Here is a 16017-nt window from a genome sequence, read left to right as displayed (position 1 = left end):
TTAAAGGGGGTGGCCACGCCGCCGGTCAGTCCGGTTCTACCTGCAGCCAGTCAAATCCCCTTTGCTGGCAAGCAAAGAGACAGTTGGCAACGCTATCGGCAGCCTCGGCCAAGGCTTCTCGGGCCAGCTCCAAGGTGTTGTTCTTTTCACTGATATGTGCCACCACCAGATACTGCAGCTGCTCAGCGCCGACGCGCTCAAGAAATCCGGCGGCCTGTTGGTTGCTCAGGTGGCCATAGGCGCCGCCCACACGCCGCTTCAGAGATGGAGGATAGGGACCTTGAGCCAACATCCGGGGATCGTGATTGGCTTCCAGCACCAGGGCATCACAGGCGCCAAAGTGCGATTCGACGTGAGGTGTCACAGTGCCGAGGTCCGTCAACAGCCCGAGACTGCTGCCGCGGCAGCGGAAGACAAACTGCGCCGCCTCGCGGGCATCGTGGGGAACGGCCACGGGAGTGACCTGGATATCTGCCACGGCAAACGGCTGGTGGCCCTCAATCAAATGTACTTCGGGCAACACCCCGATATCGCGGGCACGCAGGGTTCCTGGGGTCAAATAGACGGGTAACTTATACTTGCGCGCCAGCGGCGCCACACCGGACAGATGATCGCTGTGCTCGTGGGTCACCAGTATTGCGGACAGGTCCGCGGGAGAAACCCCGAGCCGCGCCATGCGCCGCTCGGTTTCCTTGATGGTAAAGCCGCAGTCCACCAGCAGACAGTGGCCGCCACTGGCGACCAGGGTGCCGTTGCCCTTGCTGCCGCTTCCCAGTGAAGCGAAACGCAGGCTCATTAAATCAGGTTCTGGCGGATGGCCATCAGCAGCTGTGCCGCCTTGGCGCGGGACAGCTGCTGCCCCCGGGTATTGCGGACCCGGACTTCTATCTGTTCATTAGCGCCCCGCAGCACGACAAGATACCCGGGGTACTCGGCGGCCGGCGCGCCACCGAGGCCTTCAATTCCCTCGAACAGTGCGGGTTCGGCATCGCTGTTCGGATCGATATTGGCCAGCACCTGCTGCAGGCTCACCTGTTCTGCGGCTTCAGCCTGTTTGTCCTCGCCCTTGCTGCCCCAGGAAAACCAGCCGCCTTCATCCTCATCGGACAATTCGCGGTCCTCGTCGTAGGTAACGTAGAAGATACCGACGGCGGCGTCCTCCTGGTGCAAGCGGTAGGCGCCGGAGCTGAGGGCGTGGGCCACAGTCGCCCAGGCGCGGTCCATGGCCAGGTTCATGGAAATATAGGGTTCGCGCCCGGCGGGCTCCTGGAGCTGAACCTTGACGGTGGTGCCACCGATGGCCTGGGCCACCAGGGAAGCGGCCGCACCGGTGGACTCAGTCGCCAGCGCGGTAGACATTTCATCGATCATCCAACCTTCGCGCTCGGGACTGGTGGAGCGCTCAGGCCAGTTGACACTGCCTCCAACCGGAGCATCGGCAGGCACCGACAGGTGGCGTACATGAACCTCGGTGGTATCTGGCTGTACCCCGGACTCCACCTGCAAGCGGTATTTGTCCTTGGTATCTGGACTGTTCTCGAACTGCAGCCAGGCCGTCTCCAGAATACCGGCACTGGCATCGGACACTTCAAGTTGCAGGCCGGATGAGCGCAGGAAATAGTGCAATTGTGGCCAGACCTCGGCAGGTGGCAGCGAGACCAGTACCCAGCGCCGGTTACCGAGTTTCTGTATCTTGACCCGGTCCAGGCCGACATTGGATGACAGGGGTTGCGGACGCGGCACCTCGAATTCACCCTGCAGGGGCTCGGCACTGGCGATGTGTGGTATCTCGTACAGCTCTTCCTGGTGTTTGGCTGTGACCCCCTCGGGCAGTTGGAGCGGCGGCAGGCTGGCGGCGCGCTGATAGTCGTCACTGCGGTCGCGGAAATACCCTTCGCTGCCGAACAGGCCACAGCCAGTCAGTGCGAAACCGGCGATACAGAGAACGGCTCCGGCGGTCAATCTTGTCATTATCTGTTTCCTAACTGATTTTGTGTGTCGCGGGCTAGAGAACACCCGCGCTGCGCAGCGCCTCGCGCACTGTCGCGTGGTGCTCCGGGGAGAGGCTGGTAAGCGGCAGGCGGATACCGCCATCGATTCGTCCCATTTCCCGCAGCGCCCATTTCACGGGTATCGGGTTGGACTCCAAAAACAGCACTTCGTGCAGTATGCGGATACGCTGATCGATGGCGCGGGCCGTATCGGCGTCGCCAGCCATTGCCGCCTCGCACATCTGCGCCACCGCCGCCGGTGCAACATTGGCGGTAACACTGATATTGCCGTGGCCGCCCATCAACATCAGCTCCATCGCGGTCGCATCGTCCCCCGAATAGACGGCAAATTTCATCGGCAGTGTATCCAGTAGCTCGCGGGCCCGCTCGAGGTCACCGGTCGCCTCCTTGACGCCGACGATATTGGCAATCGGCGCCAGGCGCCTGACCGTGTCCGGCAGCAGATCCACTGCGGTGCGTCCGGGCACGTTGTAGAGAATTTGCGGTATGGATACCGCCTTGGCGATGGCTTTGTAGTGTTGGAAAAGCCCCTCCTGCGTGGGCTTGTTGTAGTAGGGGGTGACCAGCAGGCACGCATCGGCACCGCACTTGGCGGCCGCCTCCGTGAGTTCAATGGCTTCGGATGTAGAGTTGGCGCCGGTGCCGGCAATTACCGGGATGCGTCCCGCCACCTGATCCACCACGCGCCGGATCACCTCTATGTGCTCGCCCACATCGAGGGTCGCGGATTCTCCCGTGGTACCCACGGCAACCAGGGCTCGGGTGCCCTGTTCAATATGCCATTCCACCAAGTTGTGCAGGCTGTCCCAGTCCAGGCTGCCGTCTGCATACATTGGGGTAGCCAACGCCACCATACTGCCGGAAAACATCCTAACTCCTTATTTCACATCCCCATCCCCTAGGGAGATGGCTGCCCAAAAATGACACCGGTATGTTACTGAGGGCGCCCCGTGGATACCAGCCCTCGCCACCCGGCCACTAGCGCCCTTCAATTGGCTCGAGCGGGGCAATTCGCGCCCCGCGATCAGCGTCGCCGATGGGGTAAAGCCCCCTGTCAGCGGCGATTCTTTCTGCGCTTTTTTTTCTTCTTGCGGACACCCTCATAAACATTCGGCTCGCCCTCCGGGCGGGTTTTGAAGCGCCGGTGCACCCACATGTACTGCGTCGGGTTCTCCCGGATACGCGCCTCGACAAACTGATTGACCAGAATTGCATCCTTCAGTTCGTCGCCGGAGGGGATTTCCTCGATCGGCGGGTAGATTTTGACCCGGTACCCGCAGCCGTCATCGACCCGTGTGGTCGTATAGGGCACCACCAGGGCGCGGCCGACACGGGCAAAGCGCGAAGTCCCCGTCACCGTTGCTGCGGGAATCCCGAACAGCGGTGCGAAAACGCCTTGTTTAATACCGTAATCCTGATCCGGCGCGTACCATACCGCGCGACCGCGTTTGAGCGCGCGCAGCATGCCGCGTACATCCTTGCGCTGATAGACCTCGGAATCCTCTCCGTGGCGCTCGCGCCCCTTGCGCTGCATATAATCGTAGACCGGGTTCTTGTGCGGTCGGTACATACCGTCCACTTTATGGCACATGGCCATAAACGCAGCACCCAATTCCAGCGTGGTGAAATGCATCGCCATCAGCACCACTCCCTGGCCGCGGGACTGGGGCTCGCGCAGATATTCCAATCCCTCGATAGTGAAACGCTTGCGCAGCCACCTGGATGAGCGGAACCAGGCCATACCGGTTTCCATCAGGGCAATACCGTTGGACTCGAAGTTGCGCCGCAACAAGTCCGCCCGCTCAGCGGCGGACAATTCGGGCAAACAGAGCGCCAGGTTGCGTTCGGCGATAGTGCGGCGTGCGGGGGCAAGGCGCAGCATCAGCCGCCCCAGCACCCGCCCCAGCCCGAGTTGCCAGCGGTAGGGTAACTGGGCGACGAGGAACCAGAAGCCGAACAATAGCCAAGTGGGCCAGTAGCGCGGATACAGCAACGCCGCGCGGAATCGGGGTTTTTCCATCGGAACGATTATTCTGGAGCGCGGCTGTCCGCCGCAGGTCGAAAGCGGCGCATTATAGCGGCAGGGGGCTTGTTATGGATAGGCGGGCAGAGCAGCGCTACCCCCGGATCTGAGGCAAGCTTGAACCGGGGCGACTCAACGAGTAGGTGTCAACAGCCGTTCAGCGGCGCAAGCGGGTGTCCAGTTCGTCCACCGCCTCACACCAATCGGCATCAGCAAGTATCGCCTCCTTCAGGAAGCGTCGCTGCTCTTCCGACCAGAAATGCGCATCGGAAAGCTGCTCCTGGTCGCGCAACCGGTGGCGCTCCAGGAAAGCCTCAATGGCAGCGTCCTCGGAGTCCATGCCCAATTGAGCGAAAAGATCCTTTAGATTGTGATAGCCAGTGGTTTCCATATTCACTCCCTGGATTTGAACGGGCCGCCTTGGGCGGCAATAAATATCATTACAGCCATACCCTCCACCTGTCACCACTGTCAGGGCGCGGGGTTGGGGTTCATCGCATAGACGGACTCGATCGCCGTCAGCAGATCATCACTCAGCCGCACGTCAATACTGGCGATGTTGCTTTTCAGCTGCTCCATAGTGGTGGCGCCGATAATATTGGATGTGACAAAAGGCTGCTGATTAACGAAAGCCAGAGCCATCTGGGCCGGGTCCAGACCGTGTTGCCGCGCTATCTTGACATATGTTTCGGTAGCCTGCAGCGCGCGCTCGTTGGTATAGCGCTGGAAGCGCGGAAATAGCGTCAAACGCGCGCCCTCGGGCCAACGTCGGCCCAGGTATTTACCGGAGAGGACACCAAACGCCAAGGGTGAGTAGGCGAGCAGGCCGCACTGCTCGCGTATTGCCATTTCCGCGCAGCCGATTTCAAAAATGCGGTTGAGCAGATTATACGGGTTCTGTATGGAGGCAATGCGCGGCTTGCCATCGTGGGCTGCCAGCCACAGATAGTGATGCATGCCCCAGGGCGTCTCATTGGAGATACCGATATGGCGCACCTTGCCCGCCTTGATCAGCGCTTCCAAGGCATCCAGGGTTTCGGCAATGGCGATGCCATAGTCACAACTGTGCTCGTAACTGCGGCGGCCGAAAATATTTGTGCGACGCTCGGGCCAGTGTATCTGGTAGAGGTCGATGTAATCGGTGCGCAGGCGCTTTAGGGAGCCGTCACAAGCTTCGAGGACCTGTTCCCGGCTGAGACGCGGACCGCCCCGGATATGGTTTACACCGGAATTGATTTCGCCCCGCCCGGCCACTTTTGTGGCCAGTATGACTTTGTCGCGGTTACCCCGCGCCGCCAGCCAGTTCCCGATGTATTCCTCTGTGCGCCCCTGGGTCTCCGGGCGCGGAGGCACCGGGTACATCTCGGCGCAGTCTATAAAGTTGACCCCTTGATCCAGGGCGTAATCCAGTTGCTCAAATGCCTCGGCCTCGGTGTTCTGCTCACCATAGGTCATGGTGCCCAGGCAAATCTGACTGACTTTGAGGTCGGTTTGGCCCAGCCGGCGGTACTTCATGGAAGGCTCCTGCATATCAAAGGATAGATAATGCGGCCCTCTCCCTGAACCGCATGCAAGCTGGCAGGCTCCTGGAAAGTATACTCATTGAGCGGCCCCGCCCGCAGCTTCACCCCGCGGCCTGTAACCGCGGGGCCTGCGCGCCGGGCCTCGGGACTTACCGGCTCAATTACTGGAAATCCGCCTCGACGATCGGGCTGATATCCGCGTCGTAATCAATACCGTCGATACCGAAACCAAAGAGTTTCAGGAAGTCTTCCTGGTAGCCCTTGAAGTCAGTCAGCTCGAACAGGTTTTCCGCCGTCACCTCCGGCCACAGCCTCTCGATCTCAGCCTGGATTTCCGGGCGCAACTCCCTGTCGTCCATGCGGTATCGATTTGCCTCATCCAGGCGCGGGCTGTCGGTGTAGAGGCCTTCTGTATAGAGGCGGTACAGCTGCTCAATACAGCCCTCGTGGGTTCCCTCTTCCTTCATCACCTTGTATACCAGAGAGATATACAGGGGCATTACGGGGATTGCGGAGCTGGATTGGGTCACCAGCGCCTTCAATACGGCCACATGGGCATCGGCAACACCGCTCGCGGTAATGGCGCCGGCGGCGCGGTCCAGATCTTCCTTTGCTTTGCCGATAGTGGCGTGACCGTAAATGGGCCAGGTAAGCTTTTCGCCAATATAGGTGTAGGCGACGGTCTTGCAGCCATCCGCCAGCACCCCGGCCTCGCTGAGAGCGTTCATCCACAACTCCCAGTCCTCGCCCCCCATGACCTTAACCGTTGCCTCGGTTTCTTCCTCACTGGCGGGCTCCAAGGTGATATCGGAGATTTCCAGCTTGTCGGTATTGAGGTTCTTGGCCGTGTAGGGCTTGCCGATCGGCTTGAGCACAGAGCTGTAGAGCTCGCCGGTTTTCGGGTCCTTGCGGCGGGGTGAAGCCAGACTGTAAATCACCAGATCCACCTGGCCCATATCGGCCTTAATCATCTCTATAGCCTGAGCCTTGACCTCATCGGAGAAGGCGTCGCCATTGATACTCTTGGCGTAGAGGCCCGCCTTGTGTGCCTCTTGCTCGAAAGCGGCGGCATTGTAGTAGCCCGCGGATGCCGTGCGCTTTTCCGTCGGCGGTTTTTCGAAGAAAACCCCTAGCGTCTTGGCCCCGCAGCCGAAAGCCGCGGTGATGCGGGAGGCCAGGCCGTAACCGGTGGAGGCACCCACCACCAGCACATTCTTGGGGCCACCGGAGATGGCCGGTTGAGATTGAATATACTCGATCTGCTCGCGCACATTGGCGGCACAGCCCTGCGGATGGGCGTTGGTACAGATAAATCCGCGTACTTTCGGCTGAATGATCATGCCTTTCTGTTCCCCCTCTGATCTGGGAATCGTGGTTGTTCGGTCACACTGGCCGCTCATTCTAATGGCATCGCGCGTTGAGTCCCATAGCCGAGCACCCGGGTGGCCCTCGGCGCTGTCCAGAATCTCCATTTCCTCGGCCAGATCCTCCGCCCCGCCCTATTCGGGGGCGCGGTTTGGCCAGTGCGGTCTCCCGGTACAGCACGGAAGGAGCGATGGGCGCCAAATTGGCACTGCCGGGCCACTCCGTCTTGGCACGCTGTATGCAGATTGGCTGTATGCAAATTGTAAGTTGAGGCCGCTTGGACAAGCGGCGTAATCCGGAACCAATGGCAACAGCGAGGTTCGCAATGAAATACTACTCACGTCACTTCGTAAAACCCGGTGATCTCAACCCGGCACAAAGACTGTTTGGCGGGCAGTTACTGGCGTGGATAGATGAGGAGGCAGCCATCTTCGCCGGATGCCAGATGGGCACCCCCATAGTAGTTACCAAACTGATGTCGGAAATTGACTTTGTCAGCTCCGCCTTCTGTGGTGACGTGGTGGAATTTGGCTTCGAAGTGGTGGATATAGGCCGCACCTCTCTGACCATACGCTGCGAGGTGCGCAACAAACAGACCCGCGCCCTGATACTGCAAGTGGAACGCATCGTTTTCGTAGCCCTGGACGCAGAGGGAAACCCCACCCCACACAAGAAGGCGGGAATGACACTAGAAGAGGCACACCAGGCAACACAGCGCGAACTGGAACTGCGGGAACAGCGGATGGCCAGTTGAGCGCCCACTGAATTCCCCGCACAAGCGCTCCTGTTGCTTCGGGGCGCTCGGATAATAATGTCTTGGGCTTCATTGCGGCGGCGGTATAATCATCTCTCTATAAGCAACCGCCGCCAACCATGTTTCAACTCAGGTTCACAACGCCCACCACCTGGACAGAGCCGGTACTGGCCGACTTCGACCGCTTTTTACAGGATCACGCCGCCGCCGAGAAAAAAGCCTCGGGCATGGCGGTATCCATGTTCTCCCACTACCCGGATAAGCCGCTGCTGGTGGAGTCGATGGTCAATCTTGCCCTGGAGGAAATGAACCACTTCCGCCAGGTGGTCAAGATCATGCACGAGCGCGGCATATACCAGGCGCCGGACGAAAAAGATCCCTATATCAACAACCTGCGCAAACTCATCCGGCGCGGCCCCGAACATTACCTGCTGGACCGGCTCTTGACCGGCGGTATTATCGAAGCCCGGGGATGTGAACGCTTCGGTCTGGTCGCGGATGCCCTCCCCTCGGGCCAATTGAAAACTTTCTACCGCACCATTACAGAGAGTGAGGCCCGTCATCACGAATTGTTTGTAGAACTGGCGCTGCAGTATTTCCCGCGCAGCGAGGTTGATTCACGGCTCGACCAACTGCTCGACGCCGAGGCGGAAATCACCGCCGCTCTGCCACACCGCGCCGCACTGCACTAAGAGAGATGGCCATGACAAAACCCCGCTATAACGGCTACCACCTGTTTCTTTTGGGTTTGTTCGCGCTCACTTGGTGCTGGGCCGCCTGGGAGCCTTTACACCCGGACGACTGGCTGCTGGAAAATTATCTGGTCTTTATTTTTGTTCCGATAATTCTGATTAGCGCCCGCGCCTTCCGCCTGTCCAAGGTCTCCTACACCCTGATCACGCTGTTTATGTGCCTGCACGTCATCGGCTCCCACTACACCTATGCCGAAGTGCCCTTTGGCGAGACACTGCGGGCCTGGAGCGGCGCGGAACGCAATATGTACGACCGCCTGGTGCATTTCTGCTTCGGGCTTCTACTCGCCTATCCGGTGCGGGAAGTACTGATCCGCCTCGCCGGGTTGCGGGGCTTCTGGGCCTATTTCTTCCCGGTGGATGTCACCTTTGCGCTGTCCTCCATCTACGAAATTATTGAGTGGCTGGCCGCCGATACTGTGTCGCCAGAATTGGGCCTGGCTTTTCTCGGCTCCCAGGGGGATATCTGGGACGCGCAGAAAGATATGTTATTGGCGGGAATGGGAGCGATTATCGCCATGCTGATCGTATTGGCACTGAATCTCTGGCTAAACTCCCGGGCCTGGAGCGAAATACGTAACAGTCTGCGGATACCCGGATCCGACCGCATACTGGGCGAGGCGGTACTGGCCCAATGGTTGCGTAACAAGCGCGATCACTGACAAGTAATGGATTCCAAAGCCGCACTAGCGCACATAAAAGAAGCCCCTAAGGAACCTCTGATTAATTCACTTCCTGACGTATAAACTCTTTGGAGCCAGATGAGAAGCTCAGGAGATAGGCTGGCCATTTCGAAACCGTCGGATACAAGGAGGTATCCGTCGGAGCTACAGGGAAGTACTCGTGCATTTTCGAAATGGCCAGCCTATTGCCTGAGCGCCCCGGAACCTACCATAGTGTTCACGCGAATTAATCAGAGGTTCCCTAAGCGATATAGTTCAGCGGCAAGCGGGTGGTCTGCTTCATGGTTTCCATCACAAAGCTGGAACTCACATCAAATAAATCCGCCTTGATCAATTCTTTATAAAGGCGGTCGTAACCGGGCATGTCTGTCACCACCGCTTTAATCAGATAATCTACATCGCCACTCATACGGTGCACTTCCAATATTTCCGCAATACCCTGCACCACCTCATTGAACTGCGCCGCCCACTGATCGTTGTGCCGATTGGTGCGGATTACGATATAGACCGTCAACGGCAGGTTCACTTTGTCCTGGTTCAGCAACGTCACCCGCTCGCGGATCACCCCCTCCTCTTCCAGCCTGTGGATGCGCCGCCAGCAGGCGGATTTGGAAATCCCCACCCGCTCGGCAATATCGCCGACAGATAGCGTCGCGTTCCGCTGCAGCAAATCCAGAATCTGCCGATCGCAGCTGGTCAATTTATGCCCCGCCATAGCCCATTTCCACTTAAGGTTCACAAAGTTGGCCACAAATCGGTCCAACGTTTCGTTTTTTTATTTTAGATGAAACGGAATATCGCAAACAGGGCATTGATGAAACCAGATGGAAACATTGTTCCTCCCTTTTCAGAGTAGAGTCCGCATGCACGGCAAATCGGAAAAGTGAAACATGAACCATCTGATAAAACGCATCCGTGAATCCATCATCGGCGGCCGGGCATCTATCCGGACCCCTTTCGGCCTGAAACCACTTGTCTATGCCGACTACACCGCCTCCGGGCGCGCACTGGGGTTTATCGAGGATTTTATCCGCGCACAGGTGCTTCCCTTCTATGCCAATACACACACGGAGACCTCCTTTACCGGCGCACATACCACAAGGCTTCGGGAAGAGGCGCGCAGGGAAATCAAGCGCGCGGTCAATGCGGGACCAGAACACAAGGTAATCTTCTGTGGTGCCGGCGCTACCGCCGCCGTCCACAAGCTGATCGATATACTCAACCTGCGCCTGCCGGCAGACCTAATGCGGAAGTACAAACTGCACGAGCAAATACCGCCCCGCGAGCGCCCTGTGGTCTTTGTCGGCGCCTATGAACACCATTCAAACGAGCTCCCGTGGCGGGAGAGCATCGCCGAGGTAGTGCGCATCCCCCTGAACCCGGACGACACCCTCGATCTCGACGCACTGGAATCCGAGCTCCGCGCCCACACCGACCGCCCGCTGAAGATCGGCAGTTTCTCCGCCGCTTCCAATGTCACTGGCATAAAGACGGATGTGGACAGGGTAACACGGCTGCTGCACCGCCACGGCGCACTCGCCTTCTGGGACTACGCCGCAGCGGCGCCCTACACGGCGATTGATATGACCGGTGAGCAGGATGTCGCTGGCGACAGCGGCAAGGACGCGGTATTTATTTCGCCGCATAAATTTATCGGCGGCCCGGGCACGCCGGGCCTGTTGATTGTCCGCGACAAACTGTTAAAAAACACTATTCCCGCGCTACCCGGCGGCGGCACAGTGCTCTATGTGACGCCGCAGGACCACCGCTATCTGGACGATAGCGAGCGCCGCGAGGAGGGCGGCACCCCGGCCATTATCGAATCGATCCGCGCCGGGCTGGTTTTCAAGCTGCAACGGCAAGTGGGCACCGGCGAAATCGAAAAACGCGAAACAGACTTTATCCGCCGCGCCCTGGCGCGCTGGTCCCACTGCGACAATATCGAAATTCTGGGTAATCCAACCGCTCCCCGACTCGCCATCGCCTCGCTGCGTTTCAAGCATCGGGGCAAAGACCTGCACTACGGATTTGTGACGGCGCTGCTCAACGACCTCTTTGGTATCCAGGCCCGCGGCGGCTGCTCCTGTGCGGGTCCCTACGGGCACCATCTGTTGCGCATGGACATGGCCTACAGCAAGGCACTGGAAGCGCAGCTAGTGCAAGGTCATATGGTGTTACGGCCGGGCTGGGTACGCTTGAATTTCAATTATTTTATCGACGAGGACACCTTCGAGTACCTGGTTCGGGCGGTGGAACTGGTGGCGGAATACGGTTGGCGTCTGCTGCCTTACTACCGTTTCGACACCGAGCGCGGCATCTGGCGTTTTCAGGATACACAACCGAATACAACGAGCCTCTCCCAGCTGGATTTTCTTAATCTCGGCCCGGACGAAGGCAGTAGCGACAAGGTGGAACACGCACTGGCGGCCTGTCTCGCAGAAGCAGAAGAAGAGCTTCGCCGGGAACACCGGCAGGGCGAACGGTACGCCCTGAAGCTGCCCGAGGAAGTGGAGAAATTACGCTGGTTTGTACTGCCCCAGGAAATCGCCCTTTAGGATGGAGCCAGGGCGCCGCGGATTCATTCGCTTCCTGGTGATAGCGAGGTTGCGAGGCCAAATGAGATGCTCAGTTAATGGAATGAACATTTCGAAACCGCCAGATACAGGGAAGTATCCGGCGGAGCTATAGGGACCTACTCGTGCGTTTTCGAAATGTCCTCCCCATTGCCTGAGCACCCCCGCAACCAACTACAGCACGCTTAAAGACGTAATCAGCGATTCTGGGTATTACTCCGTACGGATTACCTCAGCAGAAGGAGCGGCTGTTGAGTGCTGAGCAGCATTTTGGCGGTGATACTGCCCAGCAGGAGATCCCGCAACCGGTTGTGGCTGAAGGCACCCATCACCGTCAGATCGATTTTGTGCTCGGCCTGGTATGCGGTCAGCGCGGCCACTGTTCTACCGTCGAGGCGACTGGCGTTCACCTCCAGCCCCGCCTGATCCAACTGCATACTGGCCTCCGCCAAAAGCCCTTCGGCGGTCTCAGCCGGGCCCACATGCACCAAATGGCAGGACAGCCCGCGGAATAGCGGGCTTTCGCACACCATCGCCAGCGCCTTGCGCGCGCCTTCGCTGCCGTCGTAGGCAAGCATAATGCGGCGGGGGCTGCGGAACTCTTTATTCACCACCAGAATCGGCTTGTGCAGTGAACGCACTACAGTTTCCAGGTGCGTCCCCAGCCCCTGCTCCGTGCCGCTGTGCTCCTCGCCGCGAATCCCCAATACCAGTACACGGATGTGATCTTCCAGTTCAATCAGGGATTCGCTCAGGCTGTCGTGGCGCTGACAGCTGGTGACCTCCTGCACGCCATACTGACCGGCGCGTTCGCTGGCCGCCTGTAACATCAATTTACCCTGCTGCACCATCAGTCGCGCGCGCTGCTGCTCCAGCGCGGTCAGTTCTTCCAGCAGCTCCTCCTGGCTGCCGAGACCGATGCTGCCGGTGAGATCCGCCACCGCAGGTACATTGCCGCGCTCAATATTGTGCAACAATTTCAGCGGCGCGCCGGTCGCCACCGAGATCCAAGCCGCGTAGTCGCAAACCGCTCCCGTGTAGTGGGAACCATCGATACAGGCGAGCACTACCGCCTCGTCCCGGGCCGACCGGCTACTGCCGTTGACCTCGGTATTGTTATTGTCGTTTGATTTGACGGTCATCAGTGGCCTCCCAGGACCCGTTCAATTTCTTCCGGCTTATCGTGTACGCCGAAGCGGTCGACAATGGTTTCGCTGGCTTCGTTCAGCCCCACAGCCTCCACCAGGGCGCCCTCGCGGCGGAACTTCACCACCACCTTGTCCAGCGCATGCACCGCAGAGATATCCCAAAAATGCGCGCGGCTCAGGTCGATCACCACTTTATCCACCACCTCTTTGAAATCAAAGGCGGCAACAAACTTATCGGCTGAGTTGAAGAACACCTGCCCCACCACTCGGTAGGTGCGACAGCTCTCCGCTTCGTCCAGCTCACTATCCACATACATAAAGTGGCTCACCTTGTTGGCGAAGAATAGCGAAGCCAGCAGCACGCCGACAAATACACCATAGGCCAGGTTATGGGTCCAGACTACAACAGCCACTGTCGCCAGCATAACCAGGTTGGTGGACAGCGGATGGCGCTGCAAATTGCGGATGGACTCCCAGTTAAAGGTACCGATGGATACCATGATCATGACTGCCACCAGCGCGGCCATGGGGATCACCGCCACCCAATCACTGAGGAAAACCACCAGTGTCAACAGGCCAACGCCAGCCACCAGAGTGGATAAACGCCCACGCCCGCCGGATTTTACATTGATTACCGACTGTCCGATCATCGCACAGCCTGCCATGCCGCCCAGCAAGCCGGAGGCGATATTAGCGATGCCCTGCCCCTTACATTCGCGGTTTTTATCGCTGGGGGTGTCAGTCAGGTCATCGACAATAGTGGCCGTCATCAGAGATTCCAGCAGTCCCACCACCGCCAGGCCAGCGGAATAAGGGAAGATGATCTGCAATGTCTCAAGGTTCAATGGCACATCCGGCCAGAGGAAGACCGGCAGTGTATCGGGCAGTTCACCCATATCGCCGACCGTACGAATATCCAGTCCCAGGCTTACCGAGACCGCCGTCAACAGCAATATACACACCAGCGGCGATGGCAGAATCTTGCCGACTACCGGAACTCGCGGGAACAGATAAATAACGGCGAGGCCGGCGGCAGTCATCGCGTAAACATGCCAGGTTACATCGGTGAGCTCCGGCAACTGCGCCATAAAAATAAGGATCGCCAGCGCATTCACAAAACCGGTCACCACCGCTCGCGAGACAAAGCTCATCAGGCTACCCAGCTTAAGATAGCCGGCGATTATCTGTAGTACCCCGGTCAACAGTGTCGCCGCCAGCAGGTACTGCAGGCCGTGCTCTTTCACCAGGGTCACCATCAGCAGGGCCATGGCGCCGGTGGCCGCGGAGATCATGCCCGGGCGCCCGCCGACGAAAGCGATGACCACTGCGATACAGAATGAGGCGTAGAGGCCGACCCGCGGGTCCACCCCGGCGATAATGGAAAAGGCGATGGCCTCGGGAATGAGTGCCAGTGCCACCACTAGGCCTGCAAGTACATCGCGACGTATATTGCCGAACCAGTCGGCTTTGGTCGAAGTAAACAACGAAGGAAACAACATAGACAACAGCTAGGGAGTTGGCGAAAAAAGGGCGCGCACTCTACCACAAATACCCCCCGCTGTCCGGCCGCGTCCTGGCGGACAGCGGACACTTTAAGCGGACACCCTCAGGCCGGACCATCCTCGGGAAGAAATAAAATTCTCCTTATTTTTCAATAAGTTACAAAACAAATAAAAACTGGCACGGCCCTTGCCCTACACGTTGTGAGCGGGGCCGATATCCCGCATCCAAATTCGATCGCCAGCGCATCACATGCCTAAAGCACAGCGCCGGCACAAAACACCGAGGAACGGGAAACCACAATGATCAGAGACACCTCCGGACAGGACGTACAAATCGCCACCGTCCCGGCGTGGAAAAACCCCAAGGTCCTGAAAACCGCCGCCGCGGGCATCGCGCTTATCTTTCTGGCCTGGGGAGCCAGAGCCTGGTTCGCAACCGGCGCGGTAGACAGCACCCTGGCCTTATCCCGCATCAACATCGCCCAGGTAGAGCGCGGTGACCTAATCCGCGACCTGGTTGTTCAAGGCAAGGTAGTCGCCGCCAACAGCCCCACCCTGTTCAGCCCGGCCCAGGGTATCGTCAAGTTCGCGGTTAAGGCCGGTGATACCGTCACCCAGGGCCAGCTGCTGGCGGAGGTGGATAGCCCAGAGATGTCTAATCAGCTGGCTCAGGAGAAAGCCCTGCTCAACAAACTGAGCGTGGAGCTGGAGCGGCAAAAAATCCAGGCCAAGCGCCAGCAGCTGGAAAACCGCCAGAAGGCAGATCTGGCCAAAGTAAATCTCACCGCCGCCGAACGGGAACTCAAGCGCGCGGAAATTTCCATGGAAAAGCAGATCATCGCCCGCCTGGACTTCGAAAAAACGCGCGATGAGCTGGCGCGTGCCGAACTTGAATACCAACAGGCTGTACAAAATGCCGAGCTTGAAAAAGAAGCCCTGACTTTCGAAACCCGCACCCTGGAGCTACAGGTCTCGCAGCAAAAATTGCAAGTGAAAGAGCTCGAGCGCCGTGTGCGCGACCTGAAAATTCTGTCACCAGTGGACGGCACCATCGGCAGCCTGGCGGTAGCCCAGCGCAGTGCCGTAACCGCCAACGCTCCGCTGATCACCGTAGTAGACCTCACCAGCTTCGAACTGGAAGCCGCGGTACCGGAAAACTACGCCGATGACCTGGGCCTGAATATGGCAGTGGAAATCAACCTCGGCGGTAAAAAACTGCCCGGCGAGATCACCGCGATTTCCCCGGAAGTCATCAATGGACAAGTTCAAGCTCGCGTGCGCTTCACCGACGGACAGCCCCAGAATCTGCGCCAGAACCTGCGTCTGACCGCACGCATCCTACTGGAAAATCGCGAAGACGTGATGCTGGTCAAGCGCGGCAGCTTCCTCGATCAAAGCGGTGGCCGCTACGCCTTCCGTCTAAACGGTGAACAGCAAGCAGAGCGGGTACCGATCCAGATAGGAGCACTGGGCCTTAACCAAGTGGAAATCGTGTCCGGCCTCAATGTGGGCGACCGGATCATCATCTCCGCCGCAGATGAACTGGAAAACGCACAACTGGTTGCACTGAAGGAATAAAGGCAGAACAGCAGGAGACCACCCGCTGGCTCCGGCAAAGAAAGATTCGAAGTATGGGCACGCAGAGTTTTGCCCACCCCAAAACAGCCTAAAGATATTCGAAA

15 protein-coding genes are annotated in these 16017 nt (G+C 58.7%); 5 read left to right on the top strand and 10 right to left on the bottom strand.

Annotation, left to right across the window (positions count from 1 at the left end; translation table 11 throughout):
* Positions 1-25: 25 nt before the first annotated feature.
* The 7 genes from BM155_RS10030 to fabV form a co-directional block, all read right to left on the bottom strand.
* Entirely contained in the window at positions 26-796 is a 771-nt protein-coding gene (locus BM155_RS10030) for an MBL fold metallo-hydrolase (RefSeq protein WP_074902899.1), read from the bottom strand.
* On the bottom strand, positions 796-1971 hold the full coding sequence (locus BM155_RS10025) for an NlpB/DapX family lipoprotein (RefSeq protein ID WP_067155046.1): 1176 nt from the start codon (positions 1969-1971) through the stop codon (positions 796-798). The genes BM155_RS10030 and BM155_RS10025 overlap by 1 nt, the downstream gene beginning before the upstream one ends.
* A gap of 34 nt (positions 1972-2005) precedes the next feature.
* Positions 2006-2881, bottom strand: coding sequence for a 4-hydroxy-tetrahydrodipicolinate synthase (gene dapA / locus BM155_RS10020; protein WP_074902897.1), 876 nt, complete (start codon positions 2879-2881; stop codon positions 2006-2008).
* A 185-nt stretch (positions 2882-3066) separates the two neighbouring features.
* Positions 3067-4032 carry an LpxL/LpxP family Kdo(2)-lipid IV(A) lauroyl/palmitoleoyl acyltransferase gene (gene lpxL, locus BM155_RS10015; protein ID WP_074902895.1) on the bottom strand — a complete coding sequence of 322 codons (966 nt, stop codon included), beginning with the start codon at positions 4030-4032 and terminating at the stop codon, positions 3067-3069.
* A 160-nt stretch (positions 4033-4192) separates the two neighbouring features.
* Positions 4193-4426 carry a DUF2789 domain-containing protein gene (locus BM155_RS10010; protein WP_067155055.1) on the bottom strand — a complete coding sequence of 78 codons (234 nt, stop codon included), beginning with the start codon at positions 4424-4426 and terminating at the stop codon, positions 4193-4195.
* An 80-nt stretch (positions 4427-4506) separates the two neighbouring features.
* Positions 4507-5550, bottom strand: a complete 1044-nt coding sequence (locus BM155_RS10005; protein WP_074902893.1) for an NADP(H)-dependent aldo-keto reductase — start codon at positions 5548-5550, stop codon at positions 4507-4509.
* A gap of 169 nt (positions 5551-5719) precedes the next feature.
* Positions 5720-6898, bottom strand: coding sequence for an enoyl-ACP reductase FabV (fabV, locus tag BM155_RS10000; RefSeq protein WP_074902891.1), 1179 nt, complete (start codon positions 6896-6898; stop codon positions 5720-5722).
* 350 nt (positions 6899-7248) lie between these two features.
* Between fabV and BM155_RS09995 the strand changes: the two genes are divergently transcribed.
* The 3 genes from BM155_RS09995 (at position 7249) to BM155_RS09985 (ending at position 9091) form a co-directional block, all read left to right on the top strand.
* Positions 7249-7677: an acyl-CoA thioesterase gene (locus BM155_RS09995; RefSeq protein ID WP_067155064.1), complete on the top strand. Its 429-nt coding sequence runs from the start codon at positions 7249-7251 to the stop codon at positions 7675-7677.
* A gap of 119 nt (positions 7678-7796) precedes the next feature.
* Positions 7797-8369 carry a MiaE family protein gene (locus tag BM155_RS09990; RefSeq protein ID WP_074902889.1) on the top strand — a complete coding sequence of 191 codons (573 nt, stop codon included), beginning with the start codon at positions 7797-7799 and terminating at the stop codon, positions 8367-8369.
* Positions 8370-8380: 11 nt separating this feature from the next.
* Positions 8381-9091, top strand: coding sequence for a DUF2238 domain-containing protein (locus BM155_RS09985; RefSeq protein ID WP_067155070.1), 711 nt, complete (start codon positions 8381-8383; stop codon positions 9089-9091).
* A 262-nt stretch (positions 9092-9353) separates the two neighbouring features.
* On the opposite strand, the gene BM155_RS09980 is transcribed toward BM155_RS09985, so the two are convergent.
* Positions 9354-9827, bottom strand: coding sequence for an Lrp/AsnC family transcriptional regulator (locus BM155_RS09980; RefSeq protein WP_067155073.1), 474 nt, complete (start codon positions 9825-9827; stop codon positions 9354-9356).
* A 175-nt stretch (positions 9828-10002) separates the two neighbouring features.
* Between BM155_RS09980 and BM155_RS09975 the strand changes: the two genes are divergently transcribed.
* A complete protein-coding gene (locus BM155_RS09975) occupies positions 10003-11667 on the top strand; it encodes an aminotransferase class V-fold PLP-dependent enzyme (RefSeq protein WP_074902885.1) in 1665 nt (554 codons plus the stop codon).
* A 245-nt stretch (positions 11668-11912) separates the two neighbouring features.
* Here the strand turns inward: BM155_RS09975 and BM155_RS09970 are convergent, their stop codons facing one another.
* Both BM155_RS09970 and BM155_RS09965 read right to left on the bottom strand, forming a co-directional pair.
* Entirely contained in the window at positions 11913-12827 is a 915-nt protein-coding gene (locus tag BM155_RS09970) for a universal stress protein (RefSeq protein WP_082817517.1), read from the bottom strand.
* Positions 12827-14332: a SulP family inorganic anion transporter gene (locus BM155_RS09965; protein WP_067155079.1), complete on the bottom strand. Its 1506-nt coding sequence runs from the start codon at positions 14330-14332 to the stop codon at positions 12827-12829. The genes BM155_RS09970 and BM155_RS09965 overlap by 1 nt, the downstream gene beginning before the upstream one ends.
* 303 nt (positions 14333-14635) lie before the next feature.
* Between BM155_RS09965 and BM155_RS09960 the strand changes: the two genes are divergently transcribed.
* Complete coding sequence (locus tag BM155_RS09960; RefSeq protein ID WP_074902883.1) at positions 14636-15913, top strand: efflux RND transporter periplasmic adaptor subunit; 1278 nt, start codon at positions 14636-14638, stop codon at positions 15911-15913.
* Positions 15914-16017 lie beyond the last annotated feature (104 nt).

The organism is Microbulbifer thermotolerans (genome assembly GCF_900112305.1).
Taxonomy (GTDB): domain Bacteria; phylum Pseudomonadota; class Gammaproteobacteria; order Pseudomonadales; family Cellvibrionaceae; genus Microbulbifer; species Microbulbifer thermotolerans.
This window is presented reverse-complemented; position numbering and strand designations above follow the sequence as displayed.

Bases quoted from the DNA above. Each gene is read 5' to 3' on its own strand.
- dapA (WP_074902897.1), bottom strand. From the start codon at position 2,881: ATGTTTTCCGGCAGTATGGTGGCGTTGGCTACCCCAATGTATGCAGAC.
- BM155_RS09970 (WP_082817517.1), bottom strand. From the start codon at position 12,827: ATGACCGTCAAATCAAACGACAATAACAATACCGAGGTCAACGGCAGT.
- BM155_RS09995 (WP_067155064.1), top strand. From the start codon at position 7,249: ATGAAATACTACTCACGTCACTTCGTAAAACCCGGTGATCTCAACCCG.
- BM155_RS09960 (WP_074902883.1), top strand. From the start codon at position 14,636: ATGATCAGAGACACCTCCGGACAGGACGTACAAATCGCCACCGTCCCG.
- BM155_RS10005 (WP_074902893.1), bottom strand. From the start codon at position 5,550: ATGAAGTACCGCCGGCTGGGCCAAACCGACCTCAAAGTCAGTCAGATT.
- BM155_RS10010 (WP_067155055.1), bottom strand. From the start codon at position 4,426: ATGGAAACCACTGGCTATCACAATCTAAAGGATCTTTTCGCTCAATTG.
- BM155_RS09965 (WP_067155079.1), bottom strand. From the start codon at position 14,332: ATGTTGTTTCCTTCGTTGTTTACTTCGACCAAAGCCGACTGGTTCGGC.
- BM155_RS09980 (WP_067155073.1), bottom strand. From the start codon at position 9,827: ATGGCGGGGCATAAATTGACCAGCTGCGATCGGCAGATTCTGGATTTG.
- BM155_RS09990 (WP_074902889.1), top strand. From the start codon at position 7,797: ATGTTTCAACTCAGGTTCACAACGCCCACCACCTGGACAGAGCCGGTA.
- BM155_RS10025 (WP_067155046.1), bottom strand. From the start codon at position 1,971: ATGACAAGATTGACCGCCGGAGCCGTTCTCTGTATCGCCGGTTTCGCA.
- BM155_RS09975 (WP_074902885.1), top strand. From the start codon at position 10,003: ATGAACCATCTGATAAAACGCATCCGTGAATCCATCATCGGCGGCCGG.
- fabV (WP_074902891.1), bottom strand. From the start codon at position 6,898: ATGATCATTCAGCCGAAAGTACGCGGATTTATCTGTACCAACGCCCAT.
- lpxL (WP_074902895.1), bottom strand. From the start codon at position 4,032: ATGGAAAAACCCCGATTCCGCGCGGCGTTGCTGTATCCGCGCTACTGG.
- BM155_RS10030 (WP_074902899.1), bottom strand. From the start codon at position 796: ATGAGCCTGCGTTTCGCTTCACTGGGAAGCGGCAGCAAGGGCAACGGC.
- BM155_RS09985 (WP_067155070.1), top strand. From the start codon at position 8,381: ATGACAAAACCCCGCTATAACGGCTACCACCTGTTTCTTTTGGGTTTG.